At 42.6% G+C, this 22,155-nt stretch carries 18 protein-coding genes; 12 read left to right on the top strand and 6 right to left on the bottom strand.

The genetic code is table 11. The annotated features are described in order from the left end of the window. Nucleotides 1–207 precede the first annotated feature (207 nt). The 3 genes from OQ5_RS0116310 (at nt 208) to OQ5_RS0116300 (ending at nt 2,304) form a co-directional block, all read left to right on the top strand. Nucleotides 208–876, top strand: a complete 669-nt coding sequence (locus OQ5_RS0116310) for a B3/B4 domain-containing protein (RefSeq protein ID WP_016778515.1) — start codon at nt 208–210, stop codon at nt 874–876. Nucleotides 877–919: 43 nt separating this feature from the next. Further along, complete coding sequence (locus tag OQ5_RS0116305) at nt 920–1,699, top strand: MBL fold metallo-hydrolase (RefSeq protein WP_016778514.1); 780 nt, start codon at nt 920–922, stop codon at nt 1,697–1,699. Between the two features lie 107 nt (nt 1,700–1,806). Then, the gene (locus OQ5_RS0116300) at nt 1,807–2,304 is read left to right on the top strand and encodes a MarR family winged helix-turn-helix transcriptional regulator (protein WP_016778513.1); all 498 of its coding nucleotides are present in this window, start codon (nt 1,807–1,809) and stop codon (nt 2,302–2,304) included. 38 nt (nt 2,305–2,342) lie between these two features. On the opposite strand, the gene OQ5_RS0116295 is transcribed toward OQ5_RS0116300, so the two are convergent. The 3 genes from OQ5_RS0116295 to ablA all read right to left on the bottom strand — a co-directional run bounded on the left by OQ5_RS0116295 (nt 2,343) and on the right by ablA (nt 5,946). Further along, nucleotides 2,343–3,740, bottom strand: coding sequence for a sodium:solute symporter family protein (locus OQ5_RS0116295; RefSeq protein ID WP_016778512.1), 1,398 nt, complete (start codon nt 3,738–3,740; stop codon nt 2,343–2,345). Nucleotides 3,741–3,809: 69 nt separating this feature from the next. Next, nucleotides 3,810–4,664: a putative beta-lysine N-acetyltransferase gene (gene ablB, locus OQ5_RS0116290; RefSeq protein WP_016778511.1), complete on the bottom strand. Its 855-nt coding sequence runs from the start codon at nt 4,662–4,664 to the stop codon at nt 3,810–3,812. After that, the gene (gene ablA, locus OQ5_RS0116285; protein WP_016778510.1) at nt 4,621–5,946 is read right to left on the bottom strand and encodes a lysine 2,3-aminomutase; all 1,326 of its coding nucleotides are present in this window, start codon (nt 5,944–5,946) and stop codon (nt 4,621–4,623) included. Before ablA ends, ablB begins: the two co-directional genes overlap by 44 nt. Before the next feature lie 945 nt (nt 5,947–6,891). Between ablA and OQ5_RS0116280 the strand changes: the two genes are divergently transcribed. Both OQ5_RS0116280 and OQ5_RS0116275 read left to right on the top strand, forming a co-directional pair. Next, nucleotides 6,892–7,110, top strand: coding sequence for a hypothetical protein (locus tag OQ5_RS0116280; RefSeq protein ID WP_016778509.1), 219 nt, complete (start codon nt 6,892–6,894; stop codon nt 7,108–7,110). 71 nt (nt 7,111–7,181) lie between these two features. Next, entirely contained in the window at nt 7,182–7,640 is a 459-nt protein-coding gene (locus OQ5_RS0116275; RefSeq protein WP_016778508.1) for a YhcH/YjgK/YiaL family protein, read from the top strand. 130 nt (nt 7,641–7,770) lie between these two features. Here the strand turns inward: OQ5_RS0116275 and OQ5_RS0116270 are convergent, their stop codons facing one another. Further along, nucleotides 7,771–8,082 (bottom strand): RNA recognition motif domain-containing protein, encoded by a 312-nt coding sequence (locus OQ5_RS0116270; protein ID WP_016778507.1) that lies wholly within the window; start codon nt 8,080–8,082, stop codon nt 7,771–7,773. Nucleotides 8,083–8,286: 204 nt separating this feature from the next. On the opposite strand from OQ5_RS0116270, the gene OQ5_RS0116265 reads away from it, so the two are divergent. From OQ5_RS0116265 to OQ5_RS0116240, 7 genes are all read left to right on the top strand, one after another. Next, nucleotides 8,287–9,462, top strand: a complete 1,176-nt coding sequence (locus tag OQ5_RS0116265) for an MFS transporter (RefSeq protein WP_016778506.1) — start codon at nt 8,287–8,289, stop codon at nt 9,460–9,462. Between the two features lie 168 nt (nt 9,463–9,630). Then, nucleotides 9,631–11,826: a S9 family peptidase gene (locus tag OQ5_RS0116260; RefSeq protein WP_016778505.1), complete on the top strand. Its 2,196-nt coding sequence runs from the start codon at nt 9,631–9,633 to the stop codon at nt 11,824–11,826. 12 nt (nt 11,827–11,838) lie between these two features. After that, nucleotides 11,839–13,335, top strand: coding sequence for a PD-(D/E)XK nuclease family protein (locus tag OQ5_RS24950; protein ID WP_044107991.1), 1,497 nt, complete (start codon nt 11,839–11,841; stop codon nt 13,333–13,335). Further along, entirely contained in the window at nt 13,268–15,328 is a 2,061-nt protein-coding gene (locus OQ5_RS24945; protein ID WP_255297593.1) for an AAA domain-containing protein, read from the top strand. The genes OQ5_RS24950 and OQ5_RS24945 overlap by 68 nt, the downstream gene beginning before the upstream one ends. A gap of 941 nt (nt 15,329–16,269) precedes the next feature. Next, on the top strand, nt 16,270–17,142 hold the full coding sequence (locus OQ5_RS0116250) for an electron transfer flavoprotein subunit beta/FixA family protein (RefSeq protein WP_016778503.1): 873 nt from the start codon (nt 16,270–16,272) through the stop codon (nt 17,140–17,142). 34 nt (nt 17,143–17,176) lie between these two features. Next, nucleotides 17,177–18,196 (top strand): electron transfer flavoprotein subunit alpha/FixB family protein, encoded by a 1,020-nt coding sequence (locus OQ5_RS0116245; protein ID WP_016778502.1) that lies wholly within the window; start codon nt 17,177–17,179, stop codon nt 18,194–18,196. Nucleotides 18,197–18,275: 79 nt separating this feature from the next. Further along, complete coding sequence (locus OQ5_RS0116240; RefSeq protein ID WP_016778501.1) at nt 18,276–19,991, top strand: acyl-CoA dehydrogenase family protein; 1,716 nt, start codon at nt 18,276–18,278, stop codon at nt 19,989–19,991. A 137-nt stretch (nt 19,992–20,128) separates the two neighbouring features. On the opposite strand, the gene OQ5_RS0116235 is transcribed toward OQ5_RS0116240, so the two are convergent. Together OQ5_RS0116235 and OQ5_RS0116230 are read right to left on the bottom strand one after the other, a co-directional pair. Further along, nucleotides 20,129–20,899: a LytR/AlgR family response regulator transcription factor gene (locus OQ5_RS0116235; protein ID WP_016778500.1), complete on the bottom strand. Its 771-nt coding sequence runs from the start codon at nt 20,897–20,899 to the stop codon at nt 20,129–20,131. Between the two features lie 12 nt (nt 20,900–20,911). Beyond that, nucleotides 20,912–21,997, bottom strand: coding sequence for a sensor histidine kinase (locus OQ5_RS0116230; protein WP_016778499.1), 1,086 nt, complete (start codon nt 21,995–21,997; stop codon nt 20,912–20,914). Between the last annotated feature and the right edge of the window lie 158 nt (nt 21,998–22,155).

The raw sequence follows: 22,155 nt of genomic DNA, 5'->3' as shown, positions 1-22,155 counted from the left end.
CGCGACGGCATTTTTTGTTTACTTTTTTTGCTGTAGAATTGGAGCGAAGCGGAAATCGTGAACACCTTATAATTTTTATCTCGTGAACAAAAAAAGTAAAAGCCCGCGCGGCTTGAGCGCAAAAAAGTTAAATGTTTTTTTGTCGGACAGCAGTGATTCAGTATAATAATTTGGTACAATTCATAAAAAGCCAAATCAAAGGTTGATATGTCCTTACCACAGATTGAAATTCAAACTTTGCTTCGTAACAAATTGCCAAATCTTAAACTGGGAATACTGTATTCTCCGGTTTTGGTGACACCTTCCGATGAGAATCTTGTTTCCGGACTGGATGAACAGACAGAACAACTGGTCGGGTTGCTTGATGTTGAAACCATCAGGAATATGGAGACAGTAAAAAGTGCCAAGAATGCCTACAGGGCACTCGGGAAAGATCCGAACCGCTACAGGCCTGCCGCTGAGTCGCTGCTACGCAGGGTTAGTAAGGGAAAAGGGCTTTATCACGTTAATTCAGTGGTGGATTGTTTGAATCTTGCATCTGTTCGAACAGGTTATTCCATTTGTGGTTACGATTTTGACAAGATTGAGGGTGAGGTTTCTTTAGGGATTGGTAATGCCGGAGAACCTTATGAAGGCATTGGAAGGGGAGAATTGAATATTGAAAACCTTCCGGTTTTCAGAGATGACAAGGGCGCCTTTGGGACGCCTACCAGCGATTCGGTGCGTACTCTTATTGATGAGAATACTGAAAGGGTGTTGATGATTATTCCTGCTTTTGACGGTGACAGAGAAAGCTTGAAAGCAGCCCTTAATTTGTTATCAGATTTGTTAATAAAATACGTGAAAGGCACTTCGCCTGAATTTCAAATAAAGTAAGAAACGTGCATGGCAAAGATTGCCATTTTTATACTGATAAAATATGTTAGAAATATGTGCGCTGGCTTCCGGGAGCAACGGTAATTGTTATTATATTGGAAACCAGGAGGATGCAATTCTTGTTGATGTCGGAATAAGCAGGCGACAGGTGATGGAGCGGATGCGTGTGCGGGGACTTGACGCATCAAAAATAAGGGCTGTTTTCATTTCACATGAACATGCCGACCATTTCAGGGGTGTCCGGGTTTTGAGTAAGCAGTTGAATGTACCGGTTTACATGACTGTGGCAACTTTTGAAAAAAGCTGGTGTCCCGATCGTCCTGCGAAAATTGTTAATTTTGAACCCGGGGATGTGGTTGATATCGGAGAGTTTAGAATTCATACATTCTCCAAACAGCATGATGCTGCTCAACCGTGCAGTTTCAGGATAGAGCATGAAGGAACCAATGTAGGCGTAATGACAGACATTGGTGAACCCTGCCGGAACGTGATGGAGCATCTTTCAGCCTGTAATGCTGTCTTCCTTGAGTCAAATTACGACGAAGATATGCTATGGAACGGATCGTATCCCTGGTACCTTAAAAACAGGGTGGCTTCGGAATACGGACATTTATCAAACAATCAGGCCGTTGAATTGCTAAAGAATTACGGATCTAAGCATTTGGAGGTTGTTTTTCTTTCTCATTTGTCGGCCGAGAATAACAGACCCGAAATTGCGTTGGAAGCATTCAGTGAGTTGAATGCAAAGCATTCCGTACGACTGACCAACAGGTACGCACCGGCTGAAATTTACCGGCTGAAAAAGAATTTGCTTGTTCTGTAAAAAAAGAGACTTTTATGAATGGTCTCACGAATCAGTTGTTTATGTTTAATATAGCATCCGATATCTGAAAATCTCAAATACCTGATTCTATAATCAATTGTAATAAAATGGATTACAAAGATATTTTGATTAAAATCAGACGAATTGTCCGCTCGATTAACCTTGAGTCGAAGAAGGTACAGAAAGACTTTGGTGTCAGCATTCCGCAGATTCTGTGTCTTGAATATCTTAAAAACTCTCCCGGGTATCAGGCCACACAGAAATCCATTCGCGACCACCTGAATCTGAATTCGAGTACGGTAACAGGAATTATCGGCAGACTCGAAAAAAAAGGATATCTGGCCCGTTTACCCAAGTCGGGGGATAAACGGGTGATGCATATTGCTCTTACTTCTTCGGGGGATACCCTGCTTAAGCGTACACCCGATCTGCTTCAGCAACGTCTCGATGAAAAACTGAAAGGTCTGTCAAAAGAGGAGCTTGAAAGAATTGGTGGTGCTCTGGACCTTTTGATTGAAATGCTTGAAATTGAAAGCACAACAACCGATGAGATGCCTCTTATCACCGGTGATTTCGACCCTGAAGGAAGTAGTGAACAACATTAAAGATATAGTGACTGACGAAGCATCTGCGTTTAACTTCTTTATTTCCACTTCTGAACCATGAATAAGGTTACCAGCGAAGCCAATACACCCGGAACAACGGGGTCAAATTCGCCGGGGAGAGGTATGCCTGAGAAATGAAAGAATCCAAAAACAGCGGCACCTGCAGCCATAGAAAGAAGACCTGCATTTGGTTTCGGTTTTTTAAAGAAAATAAAACCTAATACCGGTGCAAGCAATCCGCTTACCATAAATGAATAGGACAACAGCATTAAATCCAGTACACTTGGCATATACAGGGCAAGTACCAATGCTAAAGCACCTAAAACAAATGTCATTATCTGTGATACTTTCAGCGTGCTGTCCGATCTTTTTACTTTAAAAATATCACTTACAAAATTTCCCGACGATGCCATCAGGCAACTGTCTGCGGTGGACAGGATGGCTGAGAAATATGCTGCAAGGATAATACCGAGAGCGCCCGTTGGCAGGATATATTTTAACATCATGGGCATTGCCGTCTCACTGTCTATTGTTGCAGCTTCTGCTCCGGGTATCACACCCTGGTCAATCGATACTTTTGCCATCAGCCCGAGAAATACGCCCAGGAAAGCCATTACCGGATATTCAAATAATCCGGCCAGAAACCATGCTTTTTGTGCTTCTTTCCTCGATGATGCGGCATATATTCGCTGATAAAGTGTCATTCCGATAAACCAGATCGGAATAATGGAAAATGCCCAGTTAACAATTACGGATCCTTTGATATTGGTTAATAGCAACATTTCCTTATCAACTGATTCGCGCAGCACATCGAAACCACCGACACTATGCAGTGCAAAAGGAACACCGACAAAGGTCAGTCCCGAGAGAAGTATTGCCCATTGAACAGTGTCGGTATATATTACAGCTTTGATGCCTCCCAAAGCAGTATAGACAATGGCAATCACCCCCATAATCAGTGCAGCATTATTAACAGATAGGCCGTCGATGGTACCTGCTGTGAGTTTTGCACCGGCCAGTATCTGGCTGCTGGTGAAACCTAGGTAGCCTATGGCACTAATAATGCCCGCCCAAAAGGCCACATTTTTTCCGTAATGATGACTGAGCATCTGAGGAAACGTCTGGAACTTACTTGTGAATGCGATTTTGTATACTCTGGGGATGAGAACAACGGCCGTCAGCCAGGCACCCACCAGTCCTGTGAACAATATCCATGAACCCGATAATCCCATAACAAAACCAAGTCCGCCAAGACCAATTGAAAAACCGCCTCCAACATCTGTAGCTACAACCGATAGCCCGAGGTGCCACCGGGTCATTTTGCGACCGCCTACAAAAAAGTCTTCCGAATTTTTATTTTTCCGGTGGAACCATACTCCAACCATTAACATTGCAGCTATATACAAGAAGATGATAATGAAGTCGGCTATATGCATAGTAACCAGATTTGTTTGGTTAAAAAAATACTTTTCGGCAGAAGACCGGCTGATGTTTGAGCTCAGGTGTTAAACGGTTTTATACCATACATTCATGCTTTCTATTTGCCCGGCAATTTGCGTATTGTTGACCAGGGTACCTGTATAACGATAATGGTTGTTCATGAACGTTTTGTTCATCGAGGGTGATTTTAACCGGGCTATGGTGTAAAACGATTTAAAACCCTGCGTAATCAGGTAATCCTCCATAGCTCTGAGCAGGTGAATGGCGATTTTCTTACCCCTTTGAGATGGAAGCACCGCAAAATCCGTCATTTCAGCATTCTTCAGTCTTTCGTTGCATTCGGCCGAGCTTATTCCCACCAGTTCTCCATCCTGGAAAACCCCAAAATAACGGGTTTCTTCTGCCATTTCTTTTTTAAGGAACTCAGCATCGAAAATCGGGAAAGGATAGCTGTCGAACACCTGCGAAAATACCTCAGCCATATCCCGGGTATCTTCCGGAGTTAACAGCCTTAGGACATGTGAACTGTCTAACTCCGGAGCATCGGCATTTATGTCGGATAAGAGTAATTTCTGAAAAACTTCCATCTCCCTGGTATCGGGATATCTGCGTTCCGGATCATTGTATTTCACGACGAATAAAGCGTCTTCTATGCCGTTAAAAAAGCCCGGCACAATGGCTTCCGTTTCATAACCAGCCATACGGAATTGCGGCCCGAAACGGGAGGGCACCTTGGCAAAAAGTTTGGTGTATCCTTTGGTTTTTGCCAGGGTGTCCATCTTTTCAATAATGCCTGGAAAATCGGACGGCCAGAAATCCATTAAATAGACGCGATTGCTTTCAGAGCCGTGTTGAATGGTTGATTGTCCGATGCGTTCACTCTTGTCCATTATTATCTCCTCTTCTTTGAATCCTTTCATTGTCCGATGGTACCAATGAGATGGCTTCATCGTAATCGGAAAGAAGCTTTTCGATGCCAATGGCATTTTCTTCATAGCCTTCCTGCAAATCCAATTCCAGATTGCAATTTTCACAATCACGGTTACATGTTGTCGGACTGTAGTTATCGGGCTCTTTGTAAGAAGTAATAACGCCCTCGTAGTTACGCAGAATAACCCGGTTGGTAGACCATGAAATGATGTAATTAGGCATTACCGGAATTTTGCCGCCGCCTCCGGGTGCATCAATCACATAGGTAGGTACTGCAAAACCACTGGTGTGTCCAATCAGACTTTCTATGATTTCAATACCTTTACCAACGGGAGTACGGAAATGCGATAAGCCTTCCGACAGGTCGCACTGATACAGATAATACGGACGTACACGATTGGCCACTAATTTATGCACCAGGTCTTTCATAATACGAGGACAGTCGTTAACATCGGCCAGGAGAACCGACTGATTACCCAATGGTATTCCGGCATCTGCCAGCTTTCGAAGGGCCTCTTTTGACGACGACGTGATTTCCCTGGGATGATTAAAATGTGTGTTTATCCATATTGGATGGTGCTTCTTCAGCATGTTTACCAGATTTTCGGTGATCCGGTAGGGCAGAACCACCGGTGTTCTGGTTCCGATACGCACAACCTGAACATGCTCAATTTTTCTGAGTTCGGTCAGAATCCAGTCGAGATAATCGTCCGAAAGTAAGAAAGGGTCACCACCTGACAGCAAAACATCGCGTACCTGTGGTGTTTTACGGATATACTCCAATCCAATTTCTACCTGTGATTTTCCCGGCACAAAGTCTTTGTCGCCTACTTTGCGTTTACGGGTACAATGCCGGCAATACATGGCACACACATTGCTGACATGAAACAAAACCCGGTCGGGATAACGATGGGTGATACCGGGAACCGGACTGTCGGTGTCTTCGGATAGAGGATCCCCCATTTCGTATTGGGTTACATTTAACTCCCTGTTGTCGAGAAAGGATTGCTTGTAAATAGGATCGTTTCGGAAATTTTCTTTTTTAATAAGGGACAGGTAATAGGGTGTAATGGAGAGTGGAAATTTTCCTTTGGTTTCTTCAAGCTGTTTCTTTTCGTCGGCCGAAAACTTTATTCCCGTCAGTTCCTCAAATTTGTCAATGGTTTTTATCGAGTGTTTCAGGTGCCACTTCCAGTCGCGCCAATTCGATAATTCGGATGACGAATCAATCTTGTTTGCAATTCGTTGTTGATTTGCTGTGAAAATTGCCATAATATTCAGTTTGGTGAATAATCGGTTAAATACTGATCATTTTGTTGATATCCAGTTACAATGCTCAACTATCTGTAAATATTTTCGTTCTCAATAAAAAGTAATTTGTTATTCTGCTGTAGCTTGTATTTTCCTGATATTTGAACATTTTAACACGATATCTTATGAATCAGTCAAATTAAGTATTAGAAAGAACATCGCAGATTGTTTCTGCGCCACAAAAATAGTTAAAAAAATTTGGATTGCGAAATTAGATGGGCCGGGCAAAACAAAAAACAAAAAAACATGTTTAGGTTAATGAGATGATTATCAATTGTTTGTAAAACAAATTGAACGAATCCGGATTGCTTATATGTTTTGTGTGAGAAGGGTTTTAATCTTAAATTTGTCGTATACAAACTAATTGATGTCTGTCCATAAAATACCATTTCCTGCGTTACGCTTGCCTCCAAAATACTCATTTACGAAAAGTAAACTCCGTTTTTGGCGGCTTCGCAAGCCTTGCAACTGGCACTTTCTGAACAGACACATGATTTGCTACAACTTTTTCCCACTTTATAGACGAGCGCTAATTTTGTGTCTGTCCATAAAGTACCATTTGCTTAATTGCATCCATCTCCCGTTTTGATCAATGTTATCGGTTGGGCAAGATTAGGGAGAACCGGAATGTAAGAATTTAATTTTCTGTCTGTGTTTCAGTACTACTTTTGGCCGGACTTGTTGGGTTTGTGAGTAATGGATATTTGAGTCTGGCACAGATGTTGGGAAATGATTTTCATATTTCCCGGTTTGCAAATTAAAGCCAACTCATATAAATTTACGAAATGTATCTATAATAATAAACAGTAGTTCGTTAGAATTTTGTTAAAATATTAAAGGTCAATTTTTTATATTTGAAAATCTAACAACCTGTTATTTACAATGCCAACCAAAAAGAGAGAATAAATGATGAGAACATTGAAAAGTAAAGACTTAAAGAAAGGAGATTTAAAAGCTGTTGAGTCAAAAATTGTGAAGTATGTAAAAAAGCATCAACCAGTTTACATGGGTGAAATCATCAAGGATATGCGAATGTCGCAAAAGGGAGGACGCAAGAGAATAATGGGACTGCTTAGAGAAGGACGGCTTAAATATTCGGACAAGGAGGGTAAAATTGTAAAATAGAAACATACTTTCTGTCAATCAGATGTAAAATCATCTTACATCTAATCATCTTACATCTAATAATCTAAACCATGATCATAGACACATTCGAGAATGCAGCCCGTTATTACATGATACATCCGGCGCTTGAAGTCGTGCTCGATTACATGGAAAATTTTGACATTACTGAATTTAAAGAAGGCTGTGTTGAGTTGAGTGGCCTTGATGTATTCGTGAATTTGATGGATCAGAAGACTAAACCGGAAGAAGAGACCGTGTGGGAATCTCACGAACGTTATATAGACATTCATTACTTACTTGAGGGCAAAGAAAAAATTAAATATGCCGAGGAATATAAAATGGATGTGGAAGTTCCCTATGATGAAGAAAAGGATTGTACTTTGTTTGTCGGGAGTGACGGAATGGAAGTAAATCACCCCAAGGGTAGTTTTGTGATCTTCTTTCCCGGAGAGATTCATAAGGCGATGATAGCCGATGGCATACCTTCGAGGGCAAGGAAGCTGGTTGGAAAGATCAGGATTGACGGCTAATCTTCAAAAAAATAGAAAGGTCAGGAAATATTTTGGCTTGGAAATCCGTCCAAAGGAAGGAAAAGCAAAATATTATCTGACCTTATTTTTTTGAAATCACCTATAAAGTGTTGTTTTTATCAACACTAAGTTAGAATCTGCGATTTCCCCGGTTTCTGTTGTTCCCGAATGAACGGTCACGGCCACCATCTCGGCCTTCGCCTTTCGGGCGGGCTTGCTTAACTACAATCGGGCTGTTGTCAAAAAGACATTCATTGAGGTCTTTAATGGCCTTTTGGGCAGACTCTTCGTCTTTCATTTCAACAAAACCGAAACGCTTGGATGCCCCGGTATCTCTGTCCATTATTACTTTAGCGGACACTACTTCGCCGTATTCGGCAAACAAATCATTTAAGTCGTCGCTTGTGGTAGCGGCGCTTAACTTGGCTACAAAAAGATTCATAAAATTTAAATGTGTAATAAGTAAAAAAAATAAAATTAATAGAAGTGTTGTAAGGGCAATCCAATGAAAACAAAAGAAGTTGCATTACAATTATCCTGACTCGTCTTTTTGTCAGGATAAAATCTATTTGCTGCAAAGAAACAACCTTTTTTTTATTTTTTGGTTATGTTTGAGTGTGAAAAATGTTTAAAAAAGAGTTGAATTATGAATTTAAAGCCCTTCCATACGGTTATTGCGGCCGTTATTACAATGTTAGCTCTGGGCAGTATATATGCCTGGAGCATTTTTGTGCCCCGTCTGATCACTGAATATGGTTATTCGACCGGGCAAACCCAACTTATTTTTGGGGTTTTTATTGGGGTATTTACTGTTGCCATGGTATTCGGACGATCCCTGTTAACTGCATGGGGAGTTTCAAAGCTTGCTTTTGCAGCAGCAGTGTTATATACATCGGGTTATGTTTTAATATGGCTCTGGGGGCCGGGCTTTTTAATTATGTTTGGCGGACTTTCCTTACTTGCAGGCACAGCTACAGGCTTTGGGTATTTAATTTCTATTTCAGTACCGGTTGAATGGTTTCCCGAAAAGAAGGGGCTGATTACAGGGATTGTTTCTGCCGGATTTGGCGGAGGGGCCATTCTTGAATCCACAATCGTTCAGAAATTGTTCATTGCAAATGTTGCCCTGTTGGATGTATTTCTGATCGTTGGTATTGGGAAGGGTGTTCTGTTATTAATTTCGTCCTTCTTTTTTATACGACCCGAAAATGTGAAGAAGTTCACATCCCTTATTCCGTTAAGGCAATTGATACGCGACAACAATTTCCTGAGGCTCTTTGCAGGAATTTTTACGGGTACTTTTGCAGGATTACTTGTTGTTGGAAACCTTAAGCCGATCGGAGAACAGTACCCCATTGATGAGAGCACCCTGGTTTTGGGAATAACAGTGTTTTCGATAGCCAACTTTAGCGGACGTTTATTCTGGGGGTGGATCAACGATTATGTCACAGGCAATACTTTAATTCCTCTGTCACTCTTTCTGATGGGAATATTCATTCTTTTTATCGCTATCGTCCCTCTTTCTTCTTTTCTTTATCTTTTTATCTCTTTTGCTGTTGGTTTCAGCTTTGGTGCCAATTTTGTGATTTATGCCAAAGAAACCGCCCAGATTTTCGGGCTGGAAAACCTGGGTAAAATCTATCCGTTTATTTTTCTGGGATATGGTATTTCAGGCATTGCAGGTCCATTTACAGGCGGGTGGCTGCGCGACTTATCCGGCAGCTATCAGAATCCGGCATTTGTGGCTGCCGCTTTGTGTCTGATTGTTTTTGTGGGTATGTTATTTGTTGCAAAACCTAAAACTGTTCTCGGAAAATCCTGAAATGTGATTATTTTTGTGTAGGATTGGAGGATGTGACGCCCAATGCGTCGCAAATCAGTGGTGAGAATTTCACCAGGCCAATAACTTGAGCTAATTTAATACTGATGGAACGAGTCCCGGATAATCGGGACTCGTTCCATTAGGCCTTAAAAATTAAATTTTATACGAATGAAACAAACAGCTTTTCTTCTTCTTTTCATTATTTTTAGTGTTTTATCTTTCGGACAAACAAAAAATATTGAACTGGAAGATTTTACTCGTAAGGGAACTTTTCAGCCCAAATCAATAGCCGGGCTTCAGTCGATGAACGATGGCCGGTACTATACCACCCTTGAAGACGACGGAACGAAGATTGTGAAATATTCCTACAAAACAGGGAAAAAGGAAGAGGTGATTTTTGATATTGGAAACCTCAAAAGAAATCCCGATTCGGTGAAGCATATTACCGACTACGAATTTAGCCCTGATGAAACCAAAATACTCGTTTACAATGATGTTGAACGTATTTACCGGCGTTCTTTTCTCGCCCGTTATTATGTCTACGACAGGAGATACAGGGAGTTGATACCTATAGCTGATGAGGGCAAGCAACAGGTGCCGGCCTTTTCACCCAACAGCCAAATGGTTGCGTATGTGAAGGACAATGATATTTACCTGAAAAAGTTGCGGTTTGGCACCACCAGTGCCGTAACAGATGATGGTGAAAAAAACAGGATCATCAATGGTATTCCCGACTGGGTTTATGAAGAAGAGTTTGGCTACAACCGCGCTTTTGAATGGTCTCCCAATAGTGAAGACCTTGCATTTGTTCGTTTCGATGAATCGGAGGTTAAACAATATTCGTTTCCGTTATACAAAGGCATGTATCCCCCAAAGGAAGAGTATGCATTGTATCCCGGACGTTACGAATACAAATATCCAAAAGCGGGAGAGGAGAATTCAAAAGTATCGGTGCATGTTTTCAATGTAAAGAACCGTACTACAAAAACCATGGATGTGGGCAATCTTGAAAATGCGTATGTGCCCCGCCTCAGATGGACAAACGACCCTGATAAATTGGGGATCATCAAACTCAACCGTCTTCAGAATGAGCTTGAATTGTATCTTGCCAACCCGGCATCAGGGGTAAGTAATGTGCTGCTCACGGTGCGTGAAGAAAAGTATATTGCTGAAAATGTTCTCGACAATATCCGGTTTCTTCCGGATGGTGAGCATTTTGTGTATGTGGGACAGGAAGACGGCTACAACCATATTCATCTTTATTCTATGGCGGGCATTAAGATTCGCCAGATAACATCCGGCTCATGGGATATCACCGATTTTTATGGTTACGATGCCAACAATGAAGCCTTCTTTTTTCAGGCAGCCAAAGAATCTCCCCTGCAACGCGAAATCTATTCTGTTGACTTGAAAGGGGAAGACCTGCAACGCTTAACACCTGCCAAAGGATACAGTAGTGCAAAATTCAGCAGTGATTTTGCCTATTTTATCAACGCATGGTCGTCTTCCTCAGAAGTTCCTCAAATAGCCGTTTATGAAAATGATGGCGATCTGGTAAGGGTAGTTGAAGACAATAGTTCATTAAAAGAGAAACTTTTTGAATATGAGATACCTCAAAAGGAATTCTTCACTTTTGAAACATCCGAAGGGGTTGAATTGAATGGATATATGATTAAACCCGTTGATTTTGATGAGAGTATGCAATATCCCGTGCTAATGTCGCAATACAGCGGACCTGGTTCGCAGGAAGTTCTCGACCGTTGGCAGATGAACTGGGAGCAATATCTGGCATCGAACGGTTATCTGGTGGTGAGTGTTGACGGACGCGGCACAGGCGCTCGTGGAGAAGAATTTCTGAAAACAACTTACCTGGAACTGGGTCGTTACGAGTCGGATGACCAAATTGAGACTGCCCGGTACCTGGGTTCTCTGCCTTACGTGGATGCTTCAAGAATCGGGATATGGGGATGGAGCTTCGGCGGCTACATGTCGTCCATCTGTTTGAGCAAGAGCGATTTGTTCAAGGTGGGGATAGCCGTAGCACCGGTGACCAACTGGCGTTATTACGATACCATTTACACCGAGCGCTTTATGCGAACCCCCCAGATGAATCCGAAAGGATATGACGATAACAGTCCCATAAACATGGCCGGGGACTTAAGCGGCAAACTGTTTCTGATTCATGGCAGTGCCGATGACAACGTCCACTTTCAAAACACCATGGAATATGCCGAAAAGCTGATTCAGGCCGGCAAACAATTCGATATGTTTGTTTATCCAAACCGGAATCACAGCATTTATGGCGGAAATACCCGTCACCATCTGTACGATATGATGAGCCGTTATATCTTCAATAACCTGTAAGAATTGTCATTCATGACTGACCCTGCTCGTTACTTTTTTGATAACCTGATTGCTATTGATGAGAATGATGCACTGGCCTTACCCGGCAAGGTGAAACGGTTGCGAATTTCCCTTGAACAATGCTGCAAATATTTGAGCCGCGATGACGGTCTAACCTTCTCGAATCTGTTCGGACGTCTCGATTATGTTTGTAATAAACTGCAAACCGGAAACGTGCAAAAGCGGCGTTTGCACGAGTTCAGGATATTTGCCAACAAGGTTATTAAAGATCATTATGAGCCCTTAGAGGGAGAATATCTCAGAAGCTTAAAAGTGCTTGCCGAGGCCTACGCCCGGTTTTTCGGAGCGGAGGTGCCGGTTGAACTGAAAAAGCTTTATCAGCATAAAGAAAGCGAAATCGGGGAGGGGGATAAGAAGCAATACCACGTTAATCCGAAGGGGTTCCGTTGCATGTTGCTTAAAATCGATCCAGGCAAAAAGGAGCTTCTGGTACAACCCGATGTGAATGGAGATTCGGCTCCGGTGGTGGTTTTGTACGATATCAGGAATATTAACGACGGGTTAACACCATCGGTGGAGCTGATGCAGCCGGGTCAACAGCTTCAATTACTGGAAACGCATCGAAATAAAGATGGCAAAGTGGTACCCGGTCTCATCATTCTGGAGCCCGATTACCTGCTTGATGTTACCTCGGTGGCAAAGTGTTTCCAGAATATTCAGGGTAAGAGAATCAGGGCTTTTGAACTTTTTTTTATCGGACGTTCCGAAATCCGGAAGCTGTCCAAGGCCATCCATAAGGGAAATGTAGCCAACCTTTTTTTTGACGAGTTGATCAATGACGGAGATGAGTCATATAAAGAGTTTCAGCAGGTTTTACTGGACTCTTTCAGGGCATTTCCTCTTCCGTATACTTCACTCGAGGGTATTGATAAGGATTATTTTGATGAGCTTAAGGATCAATATAATAATCTGCGCCGTATAGTGAATGAGGATTTTCAGAGAGGCGACCATCGACCCGTTAACCGTACAAAAAGCAATCTTGAAGTTTCGTTGATGAGTCCGGAGTTGGGGCTTCAGGGACGAATGGACCTGTTTGATGAGACGCCTTCGGCAAACGGTCATTATCAGTCAAAAATTATTGAACTGAAATCCGGTAAACTTCCATTTCCTTCAAATAATCCGTCGGTTGTGGCGGAAGATCACGCAGCACAGGTACGCATGTACAACATGATGGCCCGGCGAGTTTTGGGGCATCATCCCGAAAAGATTTTTAATGCCGTTCTTTATTCTTCATCACCCAACCCCGGCGAAGCATTGCGTTACGTTTCGCACTTCAGGAGCTTTGAACGTGAGATCATCAATGTCAGAAACCAGATTGTAGCCTGGGAATATTTGTTGGCTGCCGATAAAGAGCCTTATCCTTTTTTTAAAAAGTTTTTTCATGATATTGATGTCAGAAAATACGGACTTAATCCCTCCGATCAGCGTTTTTCGTGGTTTTTTTGCTAAGTTTCTGGATTTCAGGAAACTAATTCTTGAAAAGATCACCCCCCTCGAACAGCAATATTTTTTTGCATTCTCTTCATTTATCAGTCGTGAAAAAACATTGAGTAAGGTTGGCGATGGCGAATACACCAAAGGATTATCAGCCCTGTGGAACAAGACCGACCTGACCGATGAGGATGCTTTCAACGAATTGCGTAATCTGAAAATCAAGATCAATAACGCCAACCTTGAGAATGCTTGTATTACACTCAGTCGGCCTTCGGGGATCAATCGCTTTATCAATTTCAGGAGGGGCGACATCTGTGTGCTCTATCCGCATGTTGATGAGCGCTCGCTGGCTACGCAACACCGTGTTCTGAAATGTTCCATTGAGCGGTTGACCAATGAGGAGGTAACCGTTCGCTTGCGGCAGAAACAAAGTTCGCTCGACTACTTTGACAGTTATGAGTTTTGGGCGCTGGAACACGACTCGCTCGACAATAATTTTGAGCAGATGCAGTCGGGACTCATCGAATTTCTGAAGATGCCTGCTGCCCGCCGGGAATTGTTACTGGGACTGAAGGCACCTGAGCAAAACGGGCACGCAATAAAACAATTTGTCACTTCAGCCGAAACGGAATACCTTGAAGAGAGCCGTGAAGAACAAAACAAAGTTTTGTCGGCTGCCTGGCATGCCACCGATTACTACTTGCTGGTGGGACCCCCTGGAACCGGAAAAACCAACCTTTTTCTTAAACGGTTTGTAAAGGAATTGTATCACCAAACCTCGCTCAATGTTTTATTGGTCAGTTATACCAATCGCGCGGTTGATGAGATGTGTTCTTCGGTTCGTGGCATGGTAAATGACCAGATGATACGGATTGGTTCATCGTTGGGCTGTGACCCTGAGCATGAAGACCTGTTGCTTGATAATAAGATCAATGATCTTAAAAATCGCAGAGAGATTCGTCACCTTATTGAAAAAACCCGTTTGTTTGCCGGAACATTGTCTTCAATTCTGGGTAAATCAGAACTATTCGAGCTTAAAAAATTCGATATTGCCATAGTAGATGAGGCATCACAGATTCTGGAGCCCAACATCATTCACTTGCTGGGGCGTGTCAACCGGTTTGTGTTGATAGGTGACGAAAGGCAATTGCCTGCCGTGGTAACACAATCACCGCAGGAGTCAAAGATTAATGATCCCCGTTTGCATGCAATCGGCCTTTTCGATCGCCGTAACTCTTACTTTGAGAGGCTGCTCTGGCTCTGCAAGAAAAACGGCTGGGATGACGCCTGGGGCGAACTTACCTTTCAGGGTCGCATGCATCCCGACCTGGCAGAATTTCCCAACCGGCATTTTTACAACAACAAGCTGAAACCTGCCGAGCTCTCTCATCAGCAAGCGTCTTTGTGTCCAGTGTACGACAGAAGTGATGGAGAACTGACCCGCATGATTGCATCGAAACGTGTGGTTTTTATTCCTTCAGCTTTTTCGGTTCGCGAAATTTCAGAGAAATATAACACCACAGAGGCAAAGGTTATATGTAAGATTTTGGAGACGCTCAGAGAAATACATTGTTTCAGCAATGACTTTGAAATGGCCGACAGGATAGGAATTATTACGCCCTACCGTAATCAGATCGCCAACATCAGGGAACACATGGAAATTTCTGGTTTCGAATGTTTTGATACCATCCAGGTGGATACGGTGGAACGTTTTCAGGGTAGTCAGAAAGATTTTATCCTGGTCTCATTGTGCATGAACAATCCCTCACAACTCGACTTCCTCGCACAGAGCCGCGTACTCATCGAAAACAAAACCGAAACGGGACTCGAACCTGCCGTTGTCGACCGTAAGCTCAACGTAACCCTTACCCGTGCCCGCAAGCAAATTATCCTGACCGGCAACGAAGCCGTTTTGGGACACGATGAAATTTACGGACGGTTGATTTCAGACATTAGGGGAAATGGGGGGTATTTTCAACGTGGGGCGAGGTATTTGGTAGAGGGGTGAATGGAATTAGTTAATAGTCAATAGTCAATAGACAATAGTGGTTAGACAATAGTGGTTAGTGAATAGTTAATAGTTAGTTTGTCAGGGTGTTAACTTGTTAAATTTCAGAGCTCCTGACTTAATAGCAAATTAAGATGTCGCAAATTTAGCTTTCTCTCCCACTACCCCTCTAACTCCCCTAAAGGGGAGAACCGGGCTGGCCCGCAATTCACAACAAATTAAAACCTGCGAATGGTACAATATTATAGGAATTACGCGGTGGGGTACCCCCTGGTGGGAATTTAAGGGGCCGTTAAACAACCTATTGGTTAGTTTTATGCGCTAAACACCTAACCTGGACGAGCCAGAACCAAACAGGATAGTCAAAATTGAATAAAATATTCTCTTCTGTAATGCTCATTAATTAAAAGCTACAGAAGGTTCTAAAAAATATTTGAGCCCGGTCTAAATAGCATCTTTGTTGCTAAATTCTGTGTTCTTTAAATTTTTTGCATTCTCATTAACAACGATTTAACTCCGGTACAAAAATTTAAAACGCCTTGATTTTGACAAAAATATGTTTTTTATACTGCACTCATATTTTGCCATAAATACAACCAAATTATAGATAAGATACTAACATCTCTAACATCTCTAACACCCCTAACATCTCTAACAATCCTAACAATCCAACATGTTATTAAGACCAGATAAAAATTATCATATTCTAACAATTTTGTACTTTTAGATATTCTGATACTACTGTTTGTAAAAAATTGTTGTAAACTACTGATGTTTTGACGCTTAATGATCTCTTTGTCCGGGTTCCTCTTAGCTCCTGTTTTTTATGGGTTTAGATAATAAATCGGGAGTAAAATCGGCTTTGTTTGGAGAATAATCTGTTTTGTTATATTTGTGCTTCGTTAAAAAGCGTATTATCAAATTTAAACACATTATACAAAATGGGATTAAACATTATTGTTCTTGCCAAGCAGGTGCCCGATACCCGCAACGTGGGCAAGGATGCCATGAAAGCCGATGGTACGGTAAACCGGGCTGCTTTGCCGGCAATTTTTAACCCGGAAGACCTGAATGCTTTGGAACAGGCCCTCAGGTTGAAAGATAAATACCCGGGAACCAAAGTTACATTGCTCACGATGGGGCCGGGAAGGGCTGCCGATATCATCCGCGAAGGCTTATTCAGGGGTGCCGATGGAGGTGTTTTATTGACCGATCGTGCTTTTGCGGGATCAGATACCCTGGCCACGTCTTATGCCTTGTCGTGTGCCATCAGGAAAATAAAGGATTATGACCTTATTCTTGCCGGTCGGCAGGCCATCGATGGCGATACCGCCCAGGTTGGGCCACAGGTAGCAGAAAAGCTGGGCCTTCCGCAAGTTACTTATGGCGAAGAAATATATAGTGCAGAAAAAGGAAAAATTTCCCTGAAACGGCGACTGGAGCGCGGTGTAGAAACTGTTGAATGTCCTATGCCAGCTGTTGTTACCATTAACAGTTCTGCACCTCCCTGCCGTCCGCGAAATGCCAAACTTGTCATGAAATTCAAGCATGCACAAACCGTAACCGAGCGGCAGAACCAGTCGGAGGATTATATTGACCTCACCAACGACAGGCCATATCTGAATATTGCCGAGTGGAGTGTTGACGATATTGAAAGTGATAAAGAAAAACTGGGACTTTCAGGATCGCCAACCAAGGTAAAACAAATCGAAAATGTGGTTTTCCAGGCTAAGGAATCCAGGCATATACAGGCCAATGATGAAGAGATTGAAGAACTTGTTAAAGAATTGATAGCCAATCATACCATCGGTTAACCAGCCAGACGTTAAAATTAAAATCGAATACAAAATGGACAATATATTTGTTATTTGCGAAATAGAAGACGGGAAAGTGGCTGATGTGAGTCTGGAACTCCTTACCAAAGGTCGTTCTCTGGCCAATCAGCTCAATTGCCAGTTGGAGGCTATTGCCTTAGGACATAATTTGAAAGGCATAGAGGAACAGATATTCCCTTATGGAGCCGATGTGGTTCATATCGGCGATGATAAGCGCCTGGAACCTTTTACTACATTGCCCTATACATCGGTTATTGTTGAGCTCTTTAAAAAGGAGAAGCCACAGATTGCACTTTTGGGGGCAACCACCATGGGGCGTGATCTGGGGCCACGCGTTTCTTCGGCCCTGCAAAGCGGACTCACAGCCGATTGTACTGCTCTCGAAATTGGCGATCACGAAGATAAAAAAGCCAAAAAGCACTATAAAAATCTTTTGTACCAAATTCGACCTGCATTTGGTGGAAATATTGTTGCCACAATCATCAATCCCGATTGCCGGCCCCAAATGGCCACAGTACGGGAAGGTGTGATGAAGAAAGAGATCTTTTCCAAAACACACAAAGGAAAGGTAAAAGTTATTGATGTTGAGAAATACCTGAAGCCTGAAGATACGGTCGTCCGGATCGTTGAGCGTCACATTGAAAAAAACCGGATCAACATCAAGAACTCTTCCATTATTGTTTCAGGAGGATATGGGATGGGATCGAAGGAGAACTTTTCCATTCTTTATGATCTTGCCGAAGTATTGGGTGGCGAAGTTGGCGCTTCCCGTGCTGCTGTGGATGCCGGGTTTGCCGAGCACGACCGTCAGGTGGGACAGACAGGTGTCACTGTACGGCCCAAATTGTATATTGCCTGCGGTATTTCCGGTCAGATACAGCATACTGCCGGAATGGAGGAGTCCTCTATGGTGATTGCCATTAATAACGATCCGGCGGCGCCCATTAATAAAATCGCAGATTTTGTTATTACCGGCGATGTAATGGAAACCATTCCCAAGCTGATTAAGGCATATAAGAAAAATACCAAATAATTTTAGGTAATATCTGAATGTAGGATTTCGGACCGGAACCGGTTTTTTGATTCTGAGTCTGATTAATAAAAGAGAAACAATGGCTAATTTTTTTACAGATAATCCGGACCTCAAATTTCATCTTACACACCCGTTGATGAAAAAGATTGTTGCCCTTAAAGAGAACAACTTTGAGGACAAGGACAAATATGATTATGCTCCGCTCGACTATGAGGATGCGATGGACAGTTATGAAAAAGTCCTCGAAATAGTGGGTGAGATATGTGGCGATATTGTGGCCCCCAATGCCGAGGATGTCGATGCGGAAGGACCAAAGATTGTGAATAATGAAGTGGTATATGCCAAAGGTACTCAGGAAAACCTGGATGCTCTTGTTAAGGCCGGCTTAATGGGCATTACTCTTCCCCGAAAATATGAGGGGCTTAATTTTCCGATTGTCCCTTATATCATGGCTGCCGACCTGGTGTCGCGTGCCGATGCCGGTTTTGTGAACATATGGGGACTTCAGGACTGTGCCGAAACCATTCACGAATTTGCCGATGAAGATCAGAAGATGCGCTATCTCCCCCGAATTTCCGGGGGAGAAACCGCTGCAATGGACCTGACCGAGCCGGATGCCGGCTCCGACCTTCAGGCCGTTCAGTTGAAGGCTACATATAACGAAAAAGACGGGAAGTGGTATCTTAATGGCGTGAAGCGATTCATTACCAACGGAGATGGAAATATTTCACTGGTACTTGCCCGTTCGGAGCCCGGAACTACAGATGGGCGTGGTCTTTCTATGTTTATTTACGACAGAAATCATAAGGCGGTTAAGATACGGCGTATCGAAAACAAGATGGGCATTAAAGGGTCGCCTACCTGTGAGTTGGTATTTAAAAATGCACCTGCCGAGCTGGTAGGTGATCGCAAAATGGGGCTGATCAAATATGTAATGGCTTTGATGAATGGTGCCCGTTTGGGAATTGGTGCTCAATCGGTAGGTATCAGTGAAGCAGCTTATCGTGAGGCTCTGGCTTATGCCGAAGAAAGGGAGCAGTTTGACAAACCCATCATCAAGTTCCCTGCTGTATATGAAATGCTTGCTACCATGAAAGCAAAGCTGGATGCATCGAGAACATTACTTTACGAAACAAGCCGTTACGTAGATATCTACAAAGCTTACATGCACCTTTCCGAAAAGCGTCAATTGACAAAGGAAGAACGACAGGAGATGAAATACTATCAACGTCTGGCCGACTTCTTCACGCCGCTTTTGAAAGGTATGAGCAGTGAATATTGCAACCAGCTTGCCTACGATTCTCTTCAAATTCACGGAGGTAGTGGTTTTATGAAGGATTATCCCATTGAACGCATATACAGGGATGCCCGTATTACTACCATCTACGAAGGAACAACTCAGCTTCAGGTTGTAGCAGCCATTCGCGGCGTTACTACCGGTGGCTATCTGAAACGCATTCGTGAGTTTGAGGCTATGCCGCTCAGGCCGGAATTGCACGGCTTCCGCCGAACATTGATTGGTATGACTGAAGAATATGAGCGCGCCGTTAAAAGCGTAGTGGACGTAAAAGACAATGAATATCTTGACTTCCATGCCCGGCGCCTTGTAGAGATGGCCGGTCATATCATAATGGGATATCTGCTCTTGCTCGATACCGAGCGTGATGATAAGTTCCGAAACTCAACGGAGATATTTATCCGTATCGGAAGAGCTGAAAATCGTGCAAGAGCTGAATTTATAGCTAATTCATCGCTCAATGATCTGGGCTATTTCAAACAAATTCAGGAAGCTTAATCCGTAATTGGAGTTATAAATGCAGGACATCTTAACCTGAATTATTCATAAATTTTTATCATGAATAATCCGGGTTAAATGGTGTTCTGCATTTTTATTAATGAGTCTGTCTCTAAATGAGAGCGTTGGGAGTAGATTCATTGATTAATCCATTCCTTAAAACTTTTGGCTTTCTCACGACTAACCACGATCCTTTCTTTGTTTTTGGGCCGGGTTTTCACGATCAGTTTGCCATTGAACCAGTTTTCGACTTTATGTATGGTTTCAATGTTCATGATGTACTGCCGGTTAACTCTGAAGAATTTTATGGGGTCGAGCTCTTTGTCAAGCTTGTCAAGCGTAAAATCAATGATGTGATGGTGACCGTCAAAAGTGAAGGCGGTGGTTATCTTATTGGAGCTTACAAACCAGGCCACTTTTTCGATGTCTAATTTTTGAAAACCATCGGGAAGGTTCACCAGCAATCGTGTTCTGTAGTTTTTGCTGCCCGAGGCCACCATCTCAGCGACAGACTGATAGTCTGTTAATGGCGGTGGTGCCTGTTGTTGCATGCTGAAAAACCTTTCATATTTATTAATAGCTTCTTCCAGCTTTTTTTCGTTAATCGGTTTCAGTAAATAGTCAATACTGTTGACTTTAAATGCCTGTATCGCATATTCATCGTAAGCAGTTGTGAATATCACCGGACTTTTGATATCAACTTGTTCAAACAGTTCGAAGCTGCTGCCGTCCGAAAGCTGAATATCCATGAAAATCAGATCGGGTTGAGGATGCGATCTGAAAAAATCGATTGTTTCTTCCAGACTTCCTGTAGCTCCGGTCAGCTTCCATTCCGGTCTCATCTTCTTTATCATATCAGAAAGTAAACGCCGGGTAGGGATTTCATCTTCAACAATCAGTATATTCATGACATTATGATTTTATTCTGCATCCAGAAGCAGAGGAAGCTCAATGCAATAGTGCGTTGGTGTCTTGCTAATCCGTATTTCTTCTCCTGTAAGCATTTTATATCGTTGTGCAATGTTATCGATGCCTGTTCCTGTGGAGCGAACTGTTCTTTTGGGCTGAAGACTGTTACATATTTTTAGCTGTCTGTTTTCGGTGGTTTCAACAGTAATGACCAGTGGGTTTTGTTCCGAGGCACTGTTGTGTTTAATGGCATTTTCGATGAGTAGCTGGAGGGAAAGGGGAGGAATGTGGTGGTCTGTATACCGGTCGGGAATATTTATATTTACAACCAATGCATTTCCCATTCGCCTTTTATGAAGGAAGACAAAATCGTTTAGAAAATCAAGTTCTTCATGCAACGGAACTGTTATTTCATTTCTTTTTTGGAGCACATATCGGTAAACTTCAGCCAGCTTCTGGGTAAATTCTATGGCTTTTGACGGATTGTAATGAATTTCGGAAATCAGTGTACTAAAACTGTTGAACAGGAAATGAGGGTTCAGCTGATTTTGCAATACTTTATAGTCCGATTGCATTTTGGCTTGTTTTAATGCTTCCACCTCGAGCAGTGATTTCTTCCAGTTGAGCAGAAAACTGCGGATAAACAATGTACTGTTGAAGATAAGAACGAATATCAGTCCGAATGTTATCTCCAAAACGGCCGATCTTCTGAAATAGGGTTCTTCAAAAACATGATCGGGTAAGGCCATAAACGAAACAATAACTACGCAGACAGTCCACAGGAAACTCCATAAAAGTTGTTTCTTTACCCGTCGCGAAATGCTAAAGAACCAGGGTGACTTTTTATCAAGATAACGGTTGATAACAATGTTCCCCTCGCTGGCAAGGTTAAACGACAGAACCGATAAAATGAAAGGAAAAGGAGTATTCAACGGATTGGGACTTTCACCGTACAGTAGAAAAACAAAGACAATGACAAGTAATCCGATAAATGATACGATCAGAAAACGCCTTACTGTCGGCCATACACCCTTATCAATTATTGAAATTTTCGGATTCTTAAATTCTTCCGGTATATGTTGTGCTTCATTTCTCATTCGTAAAAAATCTATCTAAGTTATTAGTGTCTGTCCATAAAGTACCATTTGCTGTGTTACGCTCGCCGCCAAAATCCTCATTTACGAAAAGTAAACTGCGTTTTTGGCGGCTTCGCAAGCCTTGCAACTGGCACTTTCTGAACAGACACACATATTGT

Origin of the sequence: Anaerophaga thermohalophila str. Valhall (genome assembly GCF_000250735.1) — a bacterium.
Classification (GTDB): domain Bacteria; phylum Bacteroidota; class Bacteroidia; order Bacteroidales; family Marinilabiliaceae; genus Anaerophaga; species Anaerophaga thermohalophila_A.
Note: the sequence above shows the minus strand (reverse complement) of the source record. Positions and strands in the feature narration are given on the sequence as shown.